At 70.9% G+C, this 17759-nt stretch carries 17 protein-coding genes; 12 read left to right on the forward strand and 5 right to left on the reverse strand.

The features are described 5' to 3' along the window. Nucleotides 1-54 precede the first annotated feature (54 nt). The 4 genes from IF12_RS0113845 (at nt 55) to IF12_RS0113860 (ending at nt 5838) form a co-directional block, all read left to right on the forward strand. On the forward strand, nt 55-1221 hold the full coding sequence (locus IF12_RS0113845; RefSeq protein WP_133884349.1) for a VLRF1 family aeRF1-type release factor: 1167 nt from the start codon (nt 55-57) through the stop codon (nt 1219-1221). Nucleotides 1222-1471: 250 nt separating this feature from the next. Beyond that, nucleotides 1472-2896 carry an FAD-dependent monooxygenase gene (locus IF12_RS0113850; RefSeq protein WP_035749083.1) on the forward strand — a complete coding sequence of 475 codons (1425 nt, stop codon included), beginning with the start codon at nt 1472-1474 and terminating at the stop codon, nt 2894-2896. Between the two features lie 283 nt (nt 2897-3179). Further along, nucleotides 3180-4874, forward strand: a complete 1695-nt coding sequence (locus IF12_RS0113855; RefSeq protein WP_197034716.1) for a glycosyltransferase family 2 protein — start codon at nt 3180-3182, stop codon at nt 4872-4874. 88 nt (nt 4875-4962) lie between these two features. Beyond that, entirely contained in the window at nt 4963-5838 is an 876-nt protein-coding gene (locus IF12_RS0113860; protein WP_051704377.1) for an endonuclease/exonuclease/phosphatase family protein, read from the forward strand. Nucleotides 5839-5847: 9 nt separating this feature from the next. Here IF12_RS0113860 and IF12_RS0113865 read toward each other — a convergent pair whose 3' ends face one another. From IF12_RS0113865 to IF12_RS0113885, 5 genes are all read right to left on the reverse strand, one after another. Continuing rightward, nucleotides 5848-6906 carry an NAD(P)/FAD-dependent oxidoreductase gene (locus IF12_RS0113865; protein WP_030159220.1) on the reverse strand — a complete coding sequence of 353 codons (1059 nt, stop codon included), beginning with the start codon at nt 6904-6906 and terminating at the stop codon, nt 5848-5850. 84 nt (nt 6907-6990) lie between these two features. After that, nucleotides 6991-7449, reverse strand: a complete 459-nt coding sequence (locus IF12_RS0113870; RefSeq protein WP_030159222.1) for a DUF3291 domain-containing protein — start codon at nt 7447-7449, stop codon at nt 6991-6993. Nucleotides 7450-7508: 59 nt separating this feature from the next. Then, complete coding sequence (locus tag IF12_RS0113875; protein ID WP_030159224.1) at nt 7509-7898, reverse strand: VOC family protein; 390 nt, start codon at nt 7896-7898, stop codon at nt 7509-7511. Nucleotides 7899-7963: 65 nt separating this feature from the next. Continuing rightward, entirely contained in the window at nt 7964-10684 is a 2721-nt protein-coding gene (acnA, locus tag IF12_RS0113880; RefSeq protein WP_030159226.1) for an aconitate hydratase AcnA, read from the reverse strand. Between the two features lie 429 nt (nt 10685-11113). Next, nucleotides 11114-12601 carry an aminopeptidase P family protein gene (locus IF12_RS0113885; RefSeq protein ID WP_030159228.1) on the reverse strand — a complete coding sequence of 496 codons (1488 nt, stop codon included), beginning with the start codon at nt 12599-12601 and terminating at the stop codon, nt 11114-11116. A gap of 236 nt (nt 12602-12837) precedes the next feature. On the opposite strand from IF12_RS0113885, the gene IF12_RS0113890 reads away from it, so the two are divergent. The 8 genes from IF12_RS0113890 (at nt 12838) to pheS (ending at nt 17756) form a co-directional block, all read left to right on the forward strand. Next, nucleotides 12838-13143: a ribbon-helix-helix domain-containing protein gene (locus IF12_RS0113890; protein ID WP_051704378.1), complete on the forward strand. Its 306-nt coding sequence runs from the start codon at nt 12838-12840 to the stop codon at nt 13141-13143. Further along, nucleotides 13140-13535 (forward strand): hypothetical protein, encoded by a 396-nt coding sequence (locus IF12_RS0113895; RefSeq protein WP_030159232.1) that lies wholly within the window; start codon nt 13140-13142, stop codon nt 13533-13535. The genes IF12_RS0113890 and IF12_RS0113895 overlap by 4 nt, the downstream gene beginning before the upstream one ends. A 31-nt stretch (nt 13536-13566) precedes the next feature. Then, the gene (locus IF12_RS0113900; protein ID WP_133884348.1) at nt 13567-14034 is read left to right on the forward strand and encodes a PH domain-containing protein; all 468 of its coding nucleotides are present in this window, start codon (nt 13567-13569) and stop codon (nt 14032-14034) included. Nucleotides 14035-14337: 303 nt separating this feature from the next. Next, nucleotides 14338-15012 (forward strand): translation initiation factor IF-3, encoded by a 675-nt coding sequence (gene infC, locus IF12_RS23090; protein WP_051704379.1) that lies wholly within the window; start codon nt 14338-14340, stop codon nt 15010-15012. A 92-nt stretch (nt 15013-15104) separates the two neighbouring features. Continuing rightward, nucleotides 15105-15299 carry a 50S ribosomal protein L35 gene (rpmI, locus tag IF12_RS0113910; protein WP_030159239.1) on the forward strand — a complete coding sequence of 65 codons (195 nt, stop codon included), beginning with the start codon at nt 15105-15107 and terminating at the stop codon, nt 15297-15299. 50 nt (nt 15300-15349) lie between these two features. Then, nucleotides 15350-15733: a 50S ribosomal protein L20 gene (gene rplT, locus IF12_RS0113915; protein WP_030159242.1), complete on the forward strand. Its 384-nt coding sequence runs from the start codon at nt 15350-15352 to the stop codon at nt 15731-15733. After that, nucleotides 15734-16657 (forward strand): RNA methyltransferase, encoded by a 924-nt coding sequence (locus tag IF12_RS0113920; protein WP_081913587.1) that lies wholly within the window; start codon nt 15734-15736, stop codon nt 16655-16657. It begins immediately after the preceding gene. 31 nt (nt 16658-16688) lie between these two features. Further along, on the forward strand, nt 16689-17756 hold the full coding sequence (gene pheS, locus IF12_RS0113925) for a phenylalanine--tRNA ligase subunit alpha (RefSeq protein ID WP_030159248.1): 1068 nt from the start codon (nt 16689-16691) through the stop codon (nt 17754-17756). Nucleotides 17757-17759 lie beyond the last annotated feature (3 nt).

Raw genomic sequence — 17759 nt, forward strand, 5'->3', positions numbered from 1 at the left:
GAGGCCCCGGGAATATCCTGAGGCGAATTCCGCTGAACGAGGAGGCGATCGCCAATGCCCATGGACCGCGAGGCGCAACTCAGGCTGGTGAAACTCCGCGACGACACCGGCGTGCTCTCGCTCTACGTCAACGCCGACCCCCGGCAGGAAGGTTCCACACCGCCCTGGAAGACCCGGCTCGACCAGGGCCTCAAGCAACTGCTCGAAGCCGTCGACAACGGCACCCGCTCCCTGCTCGGACGCCGGATCGAGGAGATGAAGCTCGACCTCGAGGAACTCGTCCGCCCCGGCTCGCCCGGGATCGGCCGCGGCCTCTTCGTCGCCCTCGGCAGCGGCGAGTCCCACCGCGTGGCGATGCAGACGCCCCTCGCCGACCGCGTCGCCCTCGGCCCCCGCACGCACATCGCCCCGATGCTCGCCGCCTGGGCCGAAGGCGCGCCGGTCGGCGTCGCCGTCGTCGACGGCAAGGGCATGCGCCTGCTCGACACCCGCTTCGGGCGCAGCGAGGAGGTCTCCGGCCTCTCCTTCGAACTCGACACCGACGAATGGCGGGTCCTGAAGGGCCCCACCGCCTCCCACAGCGCCTGGCGCGGCCGCGACGGCTTCGTCTCCTCGAACCAGCAGGACCTGTTCGAGAACCGCGTCGCCGAGCACCTCCAGAAGTTCCTCGCCGCCGCCCACACCACGCTCGAAGAGCACGTGACGACCTTCGGCTGGGAACTCCTGGTCGTCACCGGCGACCCCGAACTGGTCGAAGCCGCTTCGAAGTCCCTGCGCAACGGCGTCAAAGCCGAGGTCGTCGCCTCGAAACTGGTCCTCAGCCAGTCCACGCCCGCGCAGATCGAAGAGGCCCTCGCCCCCGAGATCGCCGCCGCCAGATCCGAACGCGACGCGAAACTGGCCGCCGCGTTCGCCGAGGCCCCGCCGAAGGCCGCGACCGGCTCCGAAGCGGTGCTCGACGCGCTCCAAGGCGGCCGGGTCGACCGGCTCGTCATCGAACGCGACTCGGTGTGGTCGGGCAGGCAGATCCCGCCGGGCGCCGTCCTCGCCGACGCCATCGCACCGGGCGAACCCGAACTCGCCCAAGCGGTCGCGGACGCGCAGCTCGGCGAGGCGATGATCGAGATGGCGCTGGCCTCCGACGCCCGCGTGTCGATCCTCGGCGACGGCGCCACGCTGGGGGAGAAGGCGGGCGGTGTAGGGGCATTCCTCCGTTGGTGACCGTCTCTTGAAACCCGAACTTAGGTTATGCTAACCTTCTTTCGGCAGCACGACCCAGGGCCGCGGGCGCTCACCTCCCGCGGCCCTGGTGCTTTCCCAGGTTCCCCCGCGGCCCGCCCGCCTCCGCTGCGCGAGGCCCGCCGTTGACCTCCGTCACAACGCCTTCGAAGGGCTTCCTTCGCCGTGTCCGCGGGTCTACATTTAATTCATCAGTTGATGAATTCAGCGGTCCACCCCGAGGGAGACCACCATGTCCGTCCAGCAACCCGAAGTCATCGTCGTCGGCGCCGGGCCCACCGGCCTGCTCCTGGCCGGGGACCTCGCCGAAGCCGGCGTGGACGTCACCGTCCTGGAGAAGCGCGGCGCCGACCTGTCGAACCTCTCCCGCGCCTTCGCCGTCCACGCCCGCACCCTCGAAGTCCTCGACGCCCGGGGCCTCGCCGACGAGCTCCTCGCCAAAGGCGGCTCGCCGATGCCCGGCGTCAACCTCTTCGGCATCGCCACGCTCGAACTCTCCAAGCTCGACTCGCGCTTCCCGTACCTGCTGGTGACGCCCCAGTACCACGTGGAGGCCGTCCTGCGCCGCCGCGCCGCCGCCGCGGGCGTCCGCGTCGAGCACGGCGTCGAGGTCACCGGTATCGAGCAGGACTCCAGTGGCGTCACCGTCCGCACCGGCACTGGTGAATACCGCGCCGCCTATGTCGTCGGCGCCGACGGCGTCCACAGCGCCGTCCGCACCGCGATCGACATGCCCTTCCCGGGCAAGGCCGTCCTGCGCTCGCTCATCCTCGCCGACGTCGAGGTCGACGCCCCGCCCGCCCGCAGCCCGCTCATCTCCACCGCTCGCGGCGCGTTCGGGTTCCTCGCCGACTTCGGCGACGGCTACTGGCGCTTCGTCGCCTGGAACAAGGACAACCAGCAGGACGACGACGCCCCGGTCGACATCGAGGAGATCACCGCCGTCGCCCGCCGCACCTTCGGCGCCGACTTCGCCATGCACTCCCCGAAGTGGATGTCCCGCTTCCACTCCGACGAGCGCCAGGTCCCGTCCTACCGCGACGGCCGCGTGCTCCTCGCCGGCGACGCCGCCCACTGCCACTCGCCGGCCGGCGGCCAGGGCATGAACACCGGCCTCCAGGACGCGGCGAACCTGAGCTGGAAGCTCGCGGCGGTCCTGCGCGGCGCGCCCGAACCGCTCCTGGACACCTACCACGACGAGCGCCACCCCGTCGGCGCCGAAGTCCTCAAGACCAGCGGCGCGCTGGTCCGCTTCGCGGCCACCGGCTCCCGCGCGCTCGCCACCGTGGTCGGCTCGATCGCCGCCGTCGCCATGCGCATCCGGCCCGCCGCCCGCCGCGCGCGCGGCCGGATCAGCGGCATCGGCATCCACTACGTACGCGGGCGCGGCGACCACCGCCTGGTCGGCAGGCGCGCCCCCGACATCGACCTCGAAGGCGGCTCGCGGCTCTACGAGGCCCTGCGCGGCGGGAGGTTCGTCGTGCTCGACGGCACCGAGGACGGCACCGAAAACGGCGGCGTCGCGGTGCACGCCGCCTCGGCCGCACCCGACGGCCTGACCCGCGTCGTGCGCCCCGACGGCTACATCGGCTGGGCCGGGACCGACGACCCGGCGGCGGTCCGGGCCTACCTCGCGAGCCACGCCGGAAGGCCTTGAGACGGGCACCGAGCGCAGGAGGCGCCCGCGTCGCCGTCCCATGTGGGCGCTGCCGCTGGCAGCGCCCGCTTTCCTATAAGCGGTTGTCTATTCGTTTATGTCAAATGCTGAAGATCATCGATGAATTGCATTGTGGCGCTTCGCATACTGACCGAGAAATTAACCCTCGATTGTTGTGCAAGAATCATGGGAGCGCTACCGTTCGGGTAGTGTCCGAGTCGAGGACCGGGGGGCCCGCACACCGGACGCGACCCTCACCCGCCGCACCTCGGAGTCGATGCACATGAAACCCGCGTACGACGAACTCCCTTCCCCGCCAACGGATGACGAACTCTACGGCTACTTCGGCCCGCAGCGGCGCTGGGTCATGGCGGTCATGTTCGCCTCCTGCCTCTTCCCGGCCGGGGCGACCATCGCACTGGCCCTTTACAACCCTCTCTTGTGGCCTTTCGCGGCCGTTCTTGTCCTCAACACGATCGCGGTCGGGCTCTCCGCCCTCGACGGCATCCGGGAAAGGCGCTTCACCGTCACCGGCCACCGCCTCCTGCTGAGCGCCTACAAGCCGGAAAAACCGCCTACAGTGGACGTATTCCTGCCCACATGCGGCGAACCGCTCGACGTGCTCGCCAACACCTACCGCCACGTCGCGGCCCTCGAATGGGACGGCGGGCTCGGCGTCCTCGTCCTCGACGAGAAGGACCGGCCAGAAGTGCGCGCCCTCGCCGAAAGGCACGGATTCGCCTACAGCCACCGCGAGGACCCCGGCGCCGGCAAGAAGGCCGGGAACCTCAACCACGGCCTCAGCCGCTCCGGCGCCGAGTTCGTGGCGGTCTTCGACGCCGACTTCTGCCCCCGTCCGGACTTCCTGCGCCACCTCATGCCGTACACCGCGGACGAGTCGGTCGCGATCGTCCAGTCCCCGCAGGTCTTCGACACCGTCCGCGCGATGAACTGGCTCCAGCGCACCGGCGCCGCCGCGCAGGAGCAGTTCTACCGCTGGCTCCAGCCCGCCCGCGACGCCGACGACGTGGCCATCTGCTGCGGCTCCAACGCCGTCTACCGCCGCTCGGCCCTCGACCGCATCGACGGGTTCGTCGTCCGCGACCACTCCGAGGACCTCTACACCGGCCTCGCGCTCTACCGGCTCGACCTGCGCACGGTCTACGTGCCCGTGGCCGTCGCGAAGGGGCTGAGCCCGGACACCCTGGAGGCCTTCGTCAACCAGCAGTACCGCTGGTGCCTGGGCAACCTCGAGCTCGCCCGTCCCGGCGGCCTCCCGAGCATGGACCTGCCGCTGCGCGGCAAGATCGGGTTCTGGGCCGGCATCGGCGGCTACCTCATGGGCGTCGTCAACATCTTCGCCGTCCCGCTGCCGATGCTCGTCATCCTCATCTGGTGGCCCGAGGTGATCAGCCCGGTGCACCTGCTGCCGTTCCTGGTCCCCATCTGGACGTGGGCGGTCCTGCTGCCGCTGCTCCACCGCTCCCGCACCCGCCTGGAGACCCTCCGCGCGAGCCTCCTGGCGAGCTTCGCGCACCTCATCGCCCTGCGGGACCTCCTGCGCGGCAGCACCGCCGAATGGGTCCCGACCGGCGCCCGCCGCAAGGCGAACCCGGTCGTCGGCTCCGCCGTGAACTGGATCCTGTGGTGGACCGGGACGGCCCTGGCCGCGATGTGGGCACTGCTCGCCTACGACGTCGCCGTGCACGGCTGGGAGCGCCTGTGGGGCGCCGCGGTGCTCATCGGCGTCCACACCTACTTGGCGGCGCCCGTGGTGGCCGCCGCCTGGGGCTCGCTGCGTCGACGCGGCCGCGCGCGCCCGAATCCATCGGAATCCACTGAAGGAGAAGGCCATGCGCCCGAAGATCAGCCCGTCACCGAACCGCCTGCCGTGGTCGGCGGCCCTGGCATGGACGAGCCTGCTCGCCGCGACCGCGATCCTCGCCTCCGGAGCACTGCCGCTTTAGGACCGCTCTAGCGCCGCGAGGCGCCCTCCCCGGCCGGGGAGGGCGCCGTATTCGCGAAGGCGACCCGCGAACAGGCCCGAGCCGATTATCGTCGCGACTGTGAACGACGCTGCGAACGCCGAGCCCGACCTGCCGCTCATCGGCCCGGTCGAGCCGCCGTTCCTGCACGTCATGACCTACAACCTCAAGTCGGCCTCGGGCCGGGCCCCGCGCTCGTGGTGGAGCCGCCGGCCCCTCGTGCAGCGGATCCTCAAGGCCGAGCGGCCCACCGTCCTGTGCACCCAGGAGGGCCGCTTCCGCCAGCTCATGGAGCTGCGCGACGGCCTCGACGGCTACGACTGGGTCCACCTCGGGCGCGGCGGCGGCTCCCGCTCGGAGGCCACCGCCGTGTTCTGGGACGCCTCCCGGCTCGCCCCGGTCGCATACGACCACGTGTGGCTCTCGCGCCGCCCCAACCTGATCGGATCCCGCGCCTGGGGCGCCGGAACCGTGCGGATGCTCACCTGGGTCCGCTTCGAGGACAAGGCGACCGGCGAGAACTTCCACGTCGCCGACGTGCACCTCGACCACCGCTCGGAGAGGGCCCGCCGCAAGGGCGCCCAGATGTGCCTCGACCTCATGCGGCGGTTCGCCGGCCCGGCGGTGCTCGCGGGGGACTTCAACTGCGAGCCCGGCTCGAAGACGCACGCGCTGCTCACCGAAGGGGGCCTCCACGACGCGTGGGAGACCGCCGAGGAGCGCCTGACGCCCGACTGGGCCACGTACAACCGCTGGCGGCCCGCGCCGGCGGCGGGCAGGCGGCTCGACTGGATCCTCACGAAGTCCGGCGGGCCCAGGCAGCGCCTCCGCGTCCACCGCGCCGCGGTCAACGCCTACAGCGAGCAGGGGCTCGTGCCCTCGGACCACTGGCCGGTGCAGGCCGTGCTCACGGTCGGCTGGCGCGGCTTGCAGGAGAAGGCCGCGAGGCGGGACTGAACGGCCGCGTCATACCGAGACCTGGTTCAGCAGCTGCCGGATCTCGCGCACGGCCGCGCGCCCGGCGCGGTTCGCGCCGATCGTGCTCGCCGAGGGCCCGTAGCCGGCCAGGTGTATCCGCGGATCGGCGGCGACCCTCGTGCCGTCCATGACGATCCCGCCGCCGGGCCCGCGCAGCTTCAACGGCGCCAGGTGGTCGAGCGCGGCCCGGAACCCCGTGGCCCACAGGATGACGTCGAGGGGCTCGGACCGGCCGTCCTCCCACACCGCGCCGTCCGGCGTGATCTTCTCGAACATCGGGAGCCGTTCGAGCACGCCCGCTTCGCGGGCCGCCCTGATCTCGGGGGTCTGCGGGACGCCGGTGACGCTGATGACCGACTGCGGGCGCAGCCCCTTGCGGACGCGCTCCTCGACCAGCGCAACGGCCTCGCGGCCCCGGTCGGGGTTGAACATGTCCTCGCGCCACTGCGGCGGGCGGCGCGTCGCCCAGGTCGTGGAGGCCGCGTACGGGTGGATCTCCATGAGGTGCTGGATCGCGGAGATCCCGCCGCCGACCACGAGGACCCGCTCGCCGGCGAACTCCTCGGGCCCCCGGTACTGCGCGGTGTGGAGCTGGCGACCCCCGAACCGGTCCTGGCCGGCGTACCGCGGCCAGAACGGGCGCTCCCAGGTGCCGGTGGCGTTGACGAGCGCGCGGGCCACCCAGGTGCCGCGGTCGGTGGCGACCTCCAGGCGCTTGTCGGGCAGGGACCGGACCGAGCGCACCGAGACGGGCCGCTGGACGCGCAGGTCGAACTCGCGCTCGTACGCGGCGAAGTAGTCGGCGATGACCCCCGAGACCGGGGTCGACTCGTCGGGGGTCGGCAGGGACATGCCAGGGAGCTGGTAGACGCCGTTGACGGTGGCGAAGGTGAGGGTCGGCCAGCGGAACTGCCACGCGCCGCCCGCGTGCGGGGCGTGGTCGAGGACGACGAATCCGGTCTCGGGCTCGAAGAAGCGGCGCAGGTGGTACGCGGCGGCCAGACCGGCCTGCCCCGCCCCTACGACGACGACTTCCACCTCGCGGATCACACCAGGTGAAACGGCCCCGCACGCGTATGGATTCCGCCGAGTGAGCCCCTTCACGGCCGCGGGTTCCGTACGCGTGCGCCGCTACTCGGCGGGTTTCGGGAAGGTCTCCTTGAGCGTGAACGCCTTCGGCGTCGGCCCCTGCTCGCGCAGCAGTGTCAGGCGCTGCTCGGCCTCCTCGACCGTGGGCGGGCGACCGGCGGGGACCCACCACAGCGCGGTCACGGCCTCCGCGATGCGCTCGAACCACTCGCGGCGCCGTTGCAGGAACGGCCGGTGGACCGGTCCGTACATGAAGGACTTCAGCGGCTCGGGGCCGGTCCACACCGACAGGTTCACGATGAGCCAGTCGTCGTCGTAGAACCGGAAGTCGGTCGCGTTCGCGCCGGACTCGTCGACCAGCCGCCACACGAAGCCCTCGGCGGCCTCCGCTGCGGCGTTGACCTCGTCGAGTCCGCCGACGAAGTCCTGCATCGTCTCGGAGTCCAGCGGCGCCAGCATCCGCGCGATGTTCACTTGCGCGAGTTCGTATCCCATTGCCATCCTTTGAGGATATCGGCCGTGGCCGGGCCTGCCCGGCCGCGAGTGCGGAGCCCTCGGGTTCACAGCACCGGCGTCAGGAATTCGAGCCGGTTGCCGAAGGGGTCGCGGGTGTAGCAGCGCCGGTATCCGGGGAAGTCGGCGTCCCATGCGACCGGGTGCCCGGCCGCCGCCAGAGCGGCCGCGAGCGCGTCGAGGTCGGCCACGAGGAGCCCCGGGTGCGCCTTCGCGGACGGCATGTGGTCCGGTTCGACGCCGAGGTGCAGTTCCACCGCGTCGGTGCGCAGCCACAGCCCGCCGCGCCCCGCGAGCCCGGCCGGCTTCGCCACCTCGGTCATGCCCAGGACGCCCACGTAGAAGGCCCTGGCCGCGTCCTCGCCGCCGGGGCGGATGGCGAGCTGCACGTGGTGGAGGCCGTAGCCGTACGGGGAGGTGCCGCGTTCGGCGTTCATGCGTCTCCTTGGGGGATATGGGGAAAGGGGCGGGCCGGCGGCCCACCCCTTCCTTCGTGCGTCGCTTACGCGGCGAGCAGGCCGCGCAGCACGTACTGGAGGATGCCGCCGTTGCGGTAGTACTCGGCCTCGCCCGGGGTGTCCAGGCGGACCACGGCCTCGAAGGTCTTCTCGGACCCGTCGGGGCTCACCGCGGTGACGGTGACGGTCTCGGGGATGCCGTCGTTGATCGCGGCCGCGCCGGTGATCGAGACGGTCTCCTCGCCGGTGAAGCCGAGGCTCTGGTGCGACTCGCCCTCGGGGTACTGGAGCGGGAGCACGCCCATGCCGATGAGGTTCGAGCGGTGGATGCGCTCGTAGGACTCGGCGATGACGGCCTTGACGCCCAGCAGCCGGGTGCCCTTCGCGGCCCAGTCGCGGCTGGAGCCGGTGCCGTACTCCTTGCCGGCGAGGACGATCAGGGGCGTGCCCTCGGCGGCGTAGTTCTGCGCGGCGTCGTAGATCGTCGCGACCGGGCCGCCGGCCTGGGTGAAGTCGCGGGTCCAGCCGCCCTCGGTGCCCGGGGCGAGCTGGTTGCGCAGGCGGATGTTCGCGAAGGTGCCGCGGACCATGATCTCGTGGTTGCCGCGCCGCGAGCCGTAGGAGTTGAAGTCGGCCGGGGACACGCCCTGGCTCTTCAGGTACTCGCCGGCGGGCGAGTCGGCCTTGATGGACCCGGCGGGGGAGATGTGGTCGGTGGTGACCGAGTCGCCGAGCTTCGCCATGATGCGCGCGCCGGCGATGTCCTCGACGGCCTCCGGGTTCGCCGGCATGCCCTCGAAGTAGGGGGCCTTGCGCACGTAGGTCGAGGCCTCGTCCCACTCGAAGGTGTTGCCGGTCGGGATCGGCAGGGACCGCCAGGTGTCGTCGCCGTCGAAGACGGAGGCGTACTCCTTGAGGAACATGTCGCGCCCGATGTTGCCGTCGACGACCTCGCGGATGGCCTCCGAGGAGGGCCAGATGTCGCTCAGGTACACGTCCTGGCCGTCCTTGCCCTGGCCGATCGGGTCGGTCGTGAGGTTCACGTCCATCGACCCGGCCAGCGCGTAGGCGACCACCAGCGGCGGCGACGCCAGGTAGTTCATCTTGACGTCGGGGTTGATGCGGCCCTCGAAGTTGCGGTTGCCCGACAGGACCGCGGTGACGGCGAGGTCCCCGGCCTGCACGGCCGCCGAGGTCTCCTCCGGCAGCGGGCCGGAGTTGCCGATGCACGTGGTGCAGCCGTAGCCGACCAGGTTGAACCCGAGCTTGTCGAGGTACGGCGAGAGCCCGGCGCGCTGGAGGTAGCCGGTGACGACCTGGGACCCGGGCGCGAGGGAGGTCTTGACCCACGGCCTGGTGACCAGTCCGGCCTCGACGGCGTTCTTGGCGAGGAGCCCGGCGCCGACCATGACGTACGGGTTGGAGGTGTTCGTGCACGAGGTGATCGCGGCGATGACGACCGCGCCGTGGTCGAGCTGGAACTCCCCGGCCTCGGTCTTGACCGTCTGCGCGTTGTGCGGGCGGGCCCCGTTGGGGGACTCGGCGGGCGAGTCGGAGCCCGGGAAGGACTCCTCGCCGGCCTCGTCGCCCACGTAGTTGGCGACGTCGCGGCGCCACTGGACGTCGGCCTGGTCGAGCAGGATGCGGTCCTGCGGGCGCTTGGGCCCGGCGATGGAGGGCACCACGGTCGACAGGTCGAGTTCGAGGTACTCGGAGTACTGGGCCTCGCGGGAGGCGTCGTGCCACAGGCCCTGGGCCTTGGCGTAGGCCTCGACGAGGGCGATCTGCTCCTCGGTGCGGCCGGTCAGGCGCAGGTAGTCGACGGTGCGCTCGTCGATCGGGAAGATCGCGCAGGTGGAGCCGAACTCGGGGCTCATGTTGCCGAGCGTGGACCGGTCGGCCACGGGCACGGCGGCGACGCCCTCGCCGTAGAACTCGACGAACTTGCCGACCACGCCGTGGTCGCGCAGCTGCTCGGTGATCGTGAGGACCAGGTCGGTGGCGGTGGTCCCGGGCGGGAGGTCGCCGGAGAGCTTGAAGCCGACCACGCGCGGGATGAGCATGGAGATGGGCTGACCGAGCATCGCGGCCTCGGCCTCGATGCCGCCGACGCCCCATCCGAGGACGCCGATGCCGTTCTCCATGGTGGTGTGCGAGTCGGTGCCGACGCAGGTGTCGGGGTAGGCGACGCCGTCGCGGGTCATGACCACGCGGGCCAGGTGCTCGATGTTGACCTGGTGCACGATGCCGGTGCCGGGCGGGACGACCTTGAACTCGTCGAAGGCGGTCTGGCCCCAGCGCAGGAACTGGTAGCGCTCGCGGTTGCGCTCGTACTCGCGCTCGACGTTGCGCTTGAAGGAGTCGGGGCGGCCGAAGAAGTCGACGATGACCGAGTGGTCGATGACCATCTCGGCGGGCGCGAGCGGGTTGACCTTGGACGGGTCGCCGCCCAGGTCGCGCACGGCCTCGCGCATGGTGGCGAGGTCGACGACGCAGGGCACGCCGGTGAAGTCCTGCATGATCACGCGCCCCGGCGTGAACTGGATCTCGGTGTTCGGCTTGGCGGCCGGGTCCCACGAGCCGAGGGCTCGGATGTGGTCGGCGGTGATGTCCGCGCCGTCCTCGTTGCGCAGCAGGTTCTCGAGGAGGACCTTGAGGCTGTAGGGCAGCCGCTCGTGGCCCTCGACCCGGTCGATGCGGAAGATGTCGTATTCGTGTTCGCCGACCCGCAGCTTCTCGCGGGCGTCGAAGGAGTCCGTGCTCACCATGAGAGCTCCTTGATTCAGAACTGAAGATCGGTCTCAGTCTGCCCCAACCTGAAGGGCGGGGAACCGAGGTCGGGCAGAGCGACCGACTCTTAAACAGTACGTCCGTCTTATTTAACGGGACCAACTGTACCATCCGGCATCCCGAGGAGGGCTCTTAGCCGAGCCTAAGGAGCGGCCGAGCGGCCGTGAGCGTCTGCTGGGATCTGCATCCGGACCGTGAACCTTTTTAAAGGCCGGCGGCGGCTGGCGGTTAGTGCGGTGATGTTCGCCGCCGCCGGCCCGGTGCGGTGGATTTAAGTCTCAATTCGGACTATACGCGGTGCAGATGAGGGCTTGACACCGCCCCTGTGTTCTCGCTTACCGCGCTGCCGCGGTCGCCGATCCCAGCATCCTACGACTCCACAGGCGTCGCCAAGCTCTGGACCTCTACGACTCCACTGGCGTCGCCAAGCGGGGCCCGGCTTCTCGCTGGGCCGCAAGCCAGGTTTCGACCTCGTCGGCCGTGCGCGGCAGCCCCGCCGAGAGGTTCTCGCAGCCGTCGGCGGTGACCCGCACGTCGTCCTCGATGCGGATGCCGATCCCGCGCAGCTCCTCGGGCACGAGCTCGTCGTTGGCCTGGAAGTACAGCCCCGGCTCGACGGTGAGCACGTAGTCCTCCTGCACCGCGCCCCGGTAGTAGTGCTCGGGGCGCGAGGCCGCGCAGTCGTGCACGTCGAGGCCGAGCATGTGCCCGAAGCCGTGCAGGGTCCAGCGCCGATAGACCAGCGAGTCCTTGTCGAGGGCCTCCTCCACCGAGCCGGGGAGCACCCCGAGGTCCCCCAGGCCCTCGGCGAGGACCCTCATGCAGGTCTGGTGGATGTCCTGGAAGGCCGCGCCGGGCTTGACCGCGTCCATGCCCGCCTGCTGCGAGGCGTGCACGATGTCGTAGACCTGCCGCTGGAGCGGCGTGAACGTGCCGCTCACCGGCAGCGTCCGGGTCACGTCGGCGGTATAGAGGTGGTTGTTCTCCACGCCCATGTCCATGAGGATGAGCTCGCCGGGCGCGGTCCGCCCGTCGTTGGTGATCCAGTGCAGCGTCGTGGCGTGCGAGCCGGCGCCCACGATCGAGTCGTAGCCCAGGCCGTTGCCCTCCACGCGCGAGCGCAGCCCGAACACGCCTTCGAGGGTTCGCTCCGCGATCGGCCCGCCGGTCGGGAGGACCCGCGCGACGTCCTCGAAGCCGCGCACGGTGATGTCGACGGCGTTCTGGAGCTGCGCCAGCTCCCAGGAGTCCTTGACCAGCCGCAGCTCCGAGAGGACCGCGGCCAGTTCGGCGTCGCGCGTCAGCTGCGGCTTGCCCTCGGCGTCCTCGGTCGCCTCCTCGGCCGCGAAGCGCGCGTCCACCGCGCCGTCGAAGCCGCGCAGGACGCGGACCTTGCCGCGCTCGACCCCGGTGAGGTCCCCGTCGAGGCGCTCGACGTCGCGCACCTCGACGCCGAGGCGCACGCTCGTCTCCTCCAGGGAGAGCTTGCGTCCGATCCACAGCTCGCCGTACTTCGCCGAGCGGAAGAACTCGTCGGAGTCGGTGCCCTTGCGCGGGCGCCGGTAGAGCACCGCGTCGTGGCCCGAACCGTTCGGGTGCAGCACCAGCACGCCCTCGGGGTCGAGGTCGCCGGTCAGCCACGCGAAGTCCGATCCGGCCCGGAAGCGGAAGAAGGTGTCGTTCGCGCGGACCTTCTCGGCGCCGGTGGGCACCACCACCGTCTCCCCGGGGAAGGCCGCCGAGACCGCCTCGCGGCGGCGGGCGGTGAAGGGCGCCTGCTCCGACTCGGCCACGTCCAGCTCCGAGGGGCCCCAGCCCGAGCGCATGAAGTTCAGGAACTTCTCGGGGAACTTGGGGTCGTGAGGCCGTTCGCCGGACTTCTTCTCAGCCATGACAGGTCCTTCCAGGAAGCGGACTGCGGATGCTCGGCGAACGCCCGCCCCGGCCCAGCGGGCGGCGGGCGCGAAGCCTCGTGGGCCCCGCCGAGATGAGGACGACGCGCCTCTCCCCGACCGTACCTCCCCGCCCCCCATGCCCCGCAAGCTTCCTCGACAAGCCCCCTCGCCGCGCCGCGGCCCATCGCAAGGCCGCCACATTGCGTGACCGGCGCCCCGCTACCCTGGGAATCGTGACCGACCGCGCCAATCCGTCGCTCAACCCTCCCCCCTCGGCGGGGGCGGGCCCCTCGCGTCCGAGCGTCACACTTCCCGAAGGCCAGCTCGAGCAGATCCGGCGCCTCGTCGCCGCCGGCCGGGCCGGCTCCGTCGACGAGTACGTCGCCGCCGCCGTCGCCGAGCGCCTCGAACGGGACCGCTCGCTGACCGAACTCCAGGACCTCTTCGAGCGCAAGGGCCAGGCCCCCGGCGCCGAGCACCTGGCCTGGGCCCGCGAGGTCCTCGGCGTCGACGACAAAGAAGGAGAGGGCCGAGCGTGATCGGCGGCCGCATCCTGGACGTGTCCGCCATCGTCGGTTTCGCCACCTCCATGCCCTATCCGCAGGCCGTGGTCTTCACCGCCCTGGAGCAGAACGTGGTCCTCGCGATCCCCTCCGGGGCCCTCGCCGAGGCCTGGTCCCAGGCCCGCCGCCGCGACCGGGACGCCCTCCTGGTCCTGCTCGGCCTGCCCGTCACCGTCGTGATGGACCTCGACCAGAAGTCCGCCCGCGACGTGGGCCTCATGCTCTCGCGCTCGCGACAGCACGGGAACATCGCCGCCGGGCACGTCGCCTGGTGTGGCCTGAACCGCCCCGGCTGGCCCATCGTGACCGGGGAGCCGAAGACGCTGCTTGCATTCGACTCCGGCCTCGAAATCGACCACCTGCCGTGAGGTCGGGCCGCAGACGCCCAGGGGAGCCATCGTGAACGCCGTACAGGAGCAGACCATGACCGAGACCGGCCCACTGGAGTACCGCCCCCGCAAGTCCCGCATCGGGGCCTGGATCGGCGCGGCCATCTCCCTGGGCGGCTTCTCCGCCCTGTCGTTCACCCTCGGCGAGGCCACCGCCGGCGGCGGCGCCGTCACCTGGGTCGACCAGGCGGGCATGGTCGGCCTCGGCGCCATCGGCGCCGGGATCGGCCTCAGCTTCCTGCGCCTGCGCGTGCGCGCCGACGACAAGGGCATCGAGGTCACCAACGTCGCCTCCAAGCGCTTCTTCCCGTGGCAGCTGGTCACCGCGATCAACTTCACCGACAAGATGACCTGGGCCACGGTCGAGCTCGCCGACGACGACGAGATGTCGATCATGGCGATCCAGGTCAGCGACAAGGAGCGCGCTGTGGCGGCGATCAAACACCTGCGGGCGCTCTTGGAGCAGTCGCGCAGGTGAGTGCTACGATTGCGTGTCGATCGCGCCGCGCCCTGCACTAACGGCGCGCGGTGCAGCAAGCGGAGTCCAGCTCCCACCCGCAGCCGGGTCCACTGGGTCAGACCAGCGAGGACCGACAGGTGACCGGGTCGCACACGGCGACAACGTTCGCCGTGCTCTGGAGTGGACCCCGGCGTGAGCTGGGGTCTTTTCTTTTGGGGACCGGCGCCTCCCGGCGCAACCCTGAGGCCGGCTGGGTCACGCTTGCACGACGAGCCGCCGATGCGCCCGCACCGGCGACGCCCGACAGCCAAAGGGCCGCCGATGACCGCATCGGCGAGAATCGCGAACCAAGGAGGCCCCATCAGCGATTTGCGCGTTAACGACCAGATCCGGACCAAGGAAGTGCGTCTGGTCGGCCCGCAGGGAGAACAGGTCGGCATCGTGTCGATCGACAAGGCCCTGCAACTGGCCGCCGACGTCGACCTGGACCTGGTCGAAGTCGCTCCCACCGCCCGTCCGCCGGTCTGCAAGCTCATGGACTACGGCAAGTACAAGTACGAGTCCGCCCAGAAGGCCCGTGCTTCCCGCCGCAACCAGCAGCAGACCGTCATCAAAGAGATGAAGCTGCGGCCGAAGATCGACAAGCACGACTACGAGACCAAAAAGGGTCACATCGTGCGGTTCCTCACGGCCGGCGACAAGGTCAAGATCACCATCATGTTCCGCGGACGCGAGCAGTCGCGCCCCGAACTCGGACGCCGCCTGCTCGACAAGCTCGCCGAAGAGCTCGCCGACCTCGCCGTCATCGAGTCGGCCGCCAAGCAGGACGGCCGCAACATGATCATGGTCGTCGCCCCGATCCGCCCCAAGAGCGAGATCAAGGGCGGTGGACGCAAGAGCGGCCGCGAACGCGGCGAGTCCGACCAGGCCGCCGACGAGGCCGAGGCCCCCGTCGCGGCGGCCGAGGACGCGCCCGCCGAGAAGCCGGAGTCCTAGTCCTTCGACGGGATCCCCCGCACGCACCGACCGGACGCGGGCGCCACCGCGCGCCCGCACCTGGCCGGCTTTGAACACATAGGAGAAGCACGATGCCGAAGATGAAGACCCACAGCGGTGCCAAGAAGCGTTTCAAGGTGACCGGCTCGGGCAAGCTCATGCGCCGCAAGGCCGGCAAGAACCACCTGATGGAGCACAAGTCCTCGAGGCTCAAGCGCGGCAAGGACGGCCGCGTGCAGGTCGCCCCGGCCGACGCCAAGCAGGTCAAGAAGATGCTCGGCAAGTAGCCGGCCCCCGTCTGAACTCTCATCCGGTTTCAACGCAAGGAGACTGAACTGTGGCACGCGTCAAGCGTTCGCTGAACGCCAAGAAGAAGCGCCGCGTCGTACTCGAAGAGGCCAAGGGCTACCGCGGGCAGCGCTCGCGGCTGTACCGCAAGGCCAAGGAGCAGCTGCTCCACTCGTACACCTACTCGTACCGCGACCGGAAGGCCCGCAAGCGCGAGTTCCGCAAGCTCTGGATCACCCGCATCAACGCCGCCGCCCGCGCGAACGGCATCACCTACAACCGCTTCATCCAGGGCCTGGCCCTGGCCGAGGTCGAGGTGGACCGCAAGATCCTCGCCGAGCTGGCCGTCTCCGACCCGGCGGCGTTCACCGCCCTGGTCGGCGTGGCCCGGGCGGCCCTCCCCGAGGACGTCAACGCTCCGGCAGAGCAGTAGATGACCGCTGGTGATCCCGGGACGGGCGCGTTCACCGCGCGATCGTCCCGGGTCGTCGCCGCCCGCAAGCTCCAGCGCCGCCGCGGCCGCGACAAGGCCGAGCGGTTCCTCGCCGAAGGGCCCCAAGCGGTTCGCGAGGCGATCGGCGCCGGAGCCGTCGAGGACCTGTTCTACGACCTCGACGCCGACACCCGGCACTCGGACCTGGTCGACGCCGCCGCGGCGGCCGGCGCCCACGTCCACCCCTGCACCGACGAGGGCCTGGCCGCGCTCGCCGAGACTGTGACCCCGCAGGGGCTCGTCGCGGTCTGCCGGTTCCTCGACCAGCGCCTCCCCGAAGAGGCGAACCTGGTCGCGGTGCTCCACGGCATCACCGACCCCGGCAACGCCGGGACCGTGCTGCGCGCGGCCGACGCCGCCGGAGCGGACTGCGTCGTCTTCGGCACCGACTCGGTCGACCCGTACAACGGCAAGTGCGTGCGGGCCTCGGCCGGGAGCCTGTTCCACCTGCCGGTGATCCGCGCGGCCGACACCGCCGACCTCCTCGACGTGTTCGAGCACGCCCAGATCCTGGCCGCCGCGGCCGGCGGCGAGAACCTGTTCGCGCTCGAAGCCGCCGGCGACCTGGCCGCGCCCACGGTGTGGCTCTTCGGCTCGGAGGCCCACGGCCTCGACGCGGCCACGGCCGCGCTGGCGCACCGGAAGGTCGGCGTCCCGATCTGGGGGCGGGCCGAGAGCCTGAACCTCGCCGTCGCCGCCGGGGTGTGCCTTTATGCCAGTGCCTCCGCCCAGCGCGAGAAGTTAGAATGGCCGCATGTCTTACGGCTACCGCGAATTTATCCAGCCCGCCGGGTGCGGGCTGCGGCGTTAGCCGTCCACGCCTTCGCCCTGGCGGGCTGCGGCCCAGCCGCGTGCCTTCCTTAGACTCCTTCAGGACCCGCCAGGAGAAAGTCGTATGAGCACAGACAACGAGAACGAGGCTGGCCTTCTCCAGCCCGAGGCCCTCGCCAGGGCCGTCAAAGACGCCGCCGCGGTCATCGAGGCCGCCGCGAACCCCGCCGAACTCGCCGCCGCCAAGACCGCCACGCTCGGCGACAAGGCCCCGGTTTCCTTGGCCCGCAGAGCGATCGGTTCGATCCCCGGCAAGGAGCGCGGCGAGGCCGGCCGGAACGTGAACGCCGCCCGCGCCGAGATCACGGCCGTGTTCGCCGCCCGCGAGGAGATCCTGAAGGCCGCCGAGGCGGCCCGGATCCTCCGCGAGGAGACCGTGGACGTCACCGCCCGCACGCCGCGGCGCCGCGAGGGCGCCCGCCACCCGATCAACGTCCAGATGGACCGCATCGCCGACCTGTTCGTCGCGATGGGCTACGAGATCGGCGAAGGCCCCGAGGTCGAACTCGAGTGGTTCAACTTCGACGCGCTCAACATCCACCCCGACCACCCGGCCCGCACGATGATGGACACCTTCCACATCGCCGACGGCAAGGGCGGGTACGGGTCGAACATGGTGCTGCGCACCCACACCTCCACGGTGCAGATCCACACCATGCTCACGCAGCGGCCGCCGATCTACACCGTGGCGCCCGGCCGCGTGTACCGCACCGACGAGGTGGACGCGACGCACTCGCCGGTGTTCCACCAGACCGAGGGCCTCGTGGTGGACGAGGGCATCACCATGGCCGACCTCAAGGGCACCCTCGACCACTTCGCGAAGTCCGTGTTCGGGCCCGACGCGATCACCCGGCTGCGGCCCTCGTACTTCCCGTTCACCGAGCCGAGCGCCGAGGTCGACGTGTGGTTCGCCGCCCACAAGGACGGCGCGCGCTGGATCGAGTGGGGCGGCTGCGGCATGGTCAACCCGCGGGTGCTGCGCGCCTGCGGGATCGACCCCGAGGTCTACTCGGGCTTCGCGTTCGGCATGGGCGTCGAGCGCGCGCTCATGCTGCGCCACGGCATCACCGACCTGCGCGACATCATCGACGGCGACGTCCGGTTCCCGGCCGGCCTGCGAGTGGAGGAGTAAGCG

This window comes from Glycomyces sp. NRRL B-16210 (assembly GCF_000719515.1).
In the GTDB taxonomy this organism is placed as follows: Bacteria; Actinomycetota; Actinomycetes; order Mycobacteriales; family Micromonosporaceae; genus Glycomyces.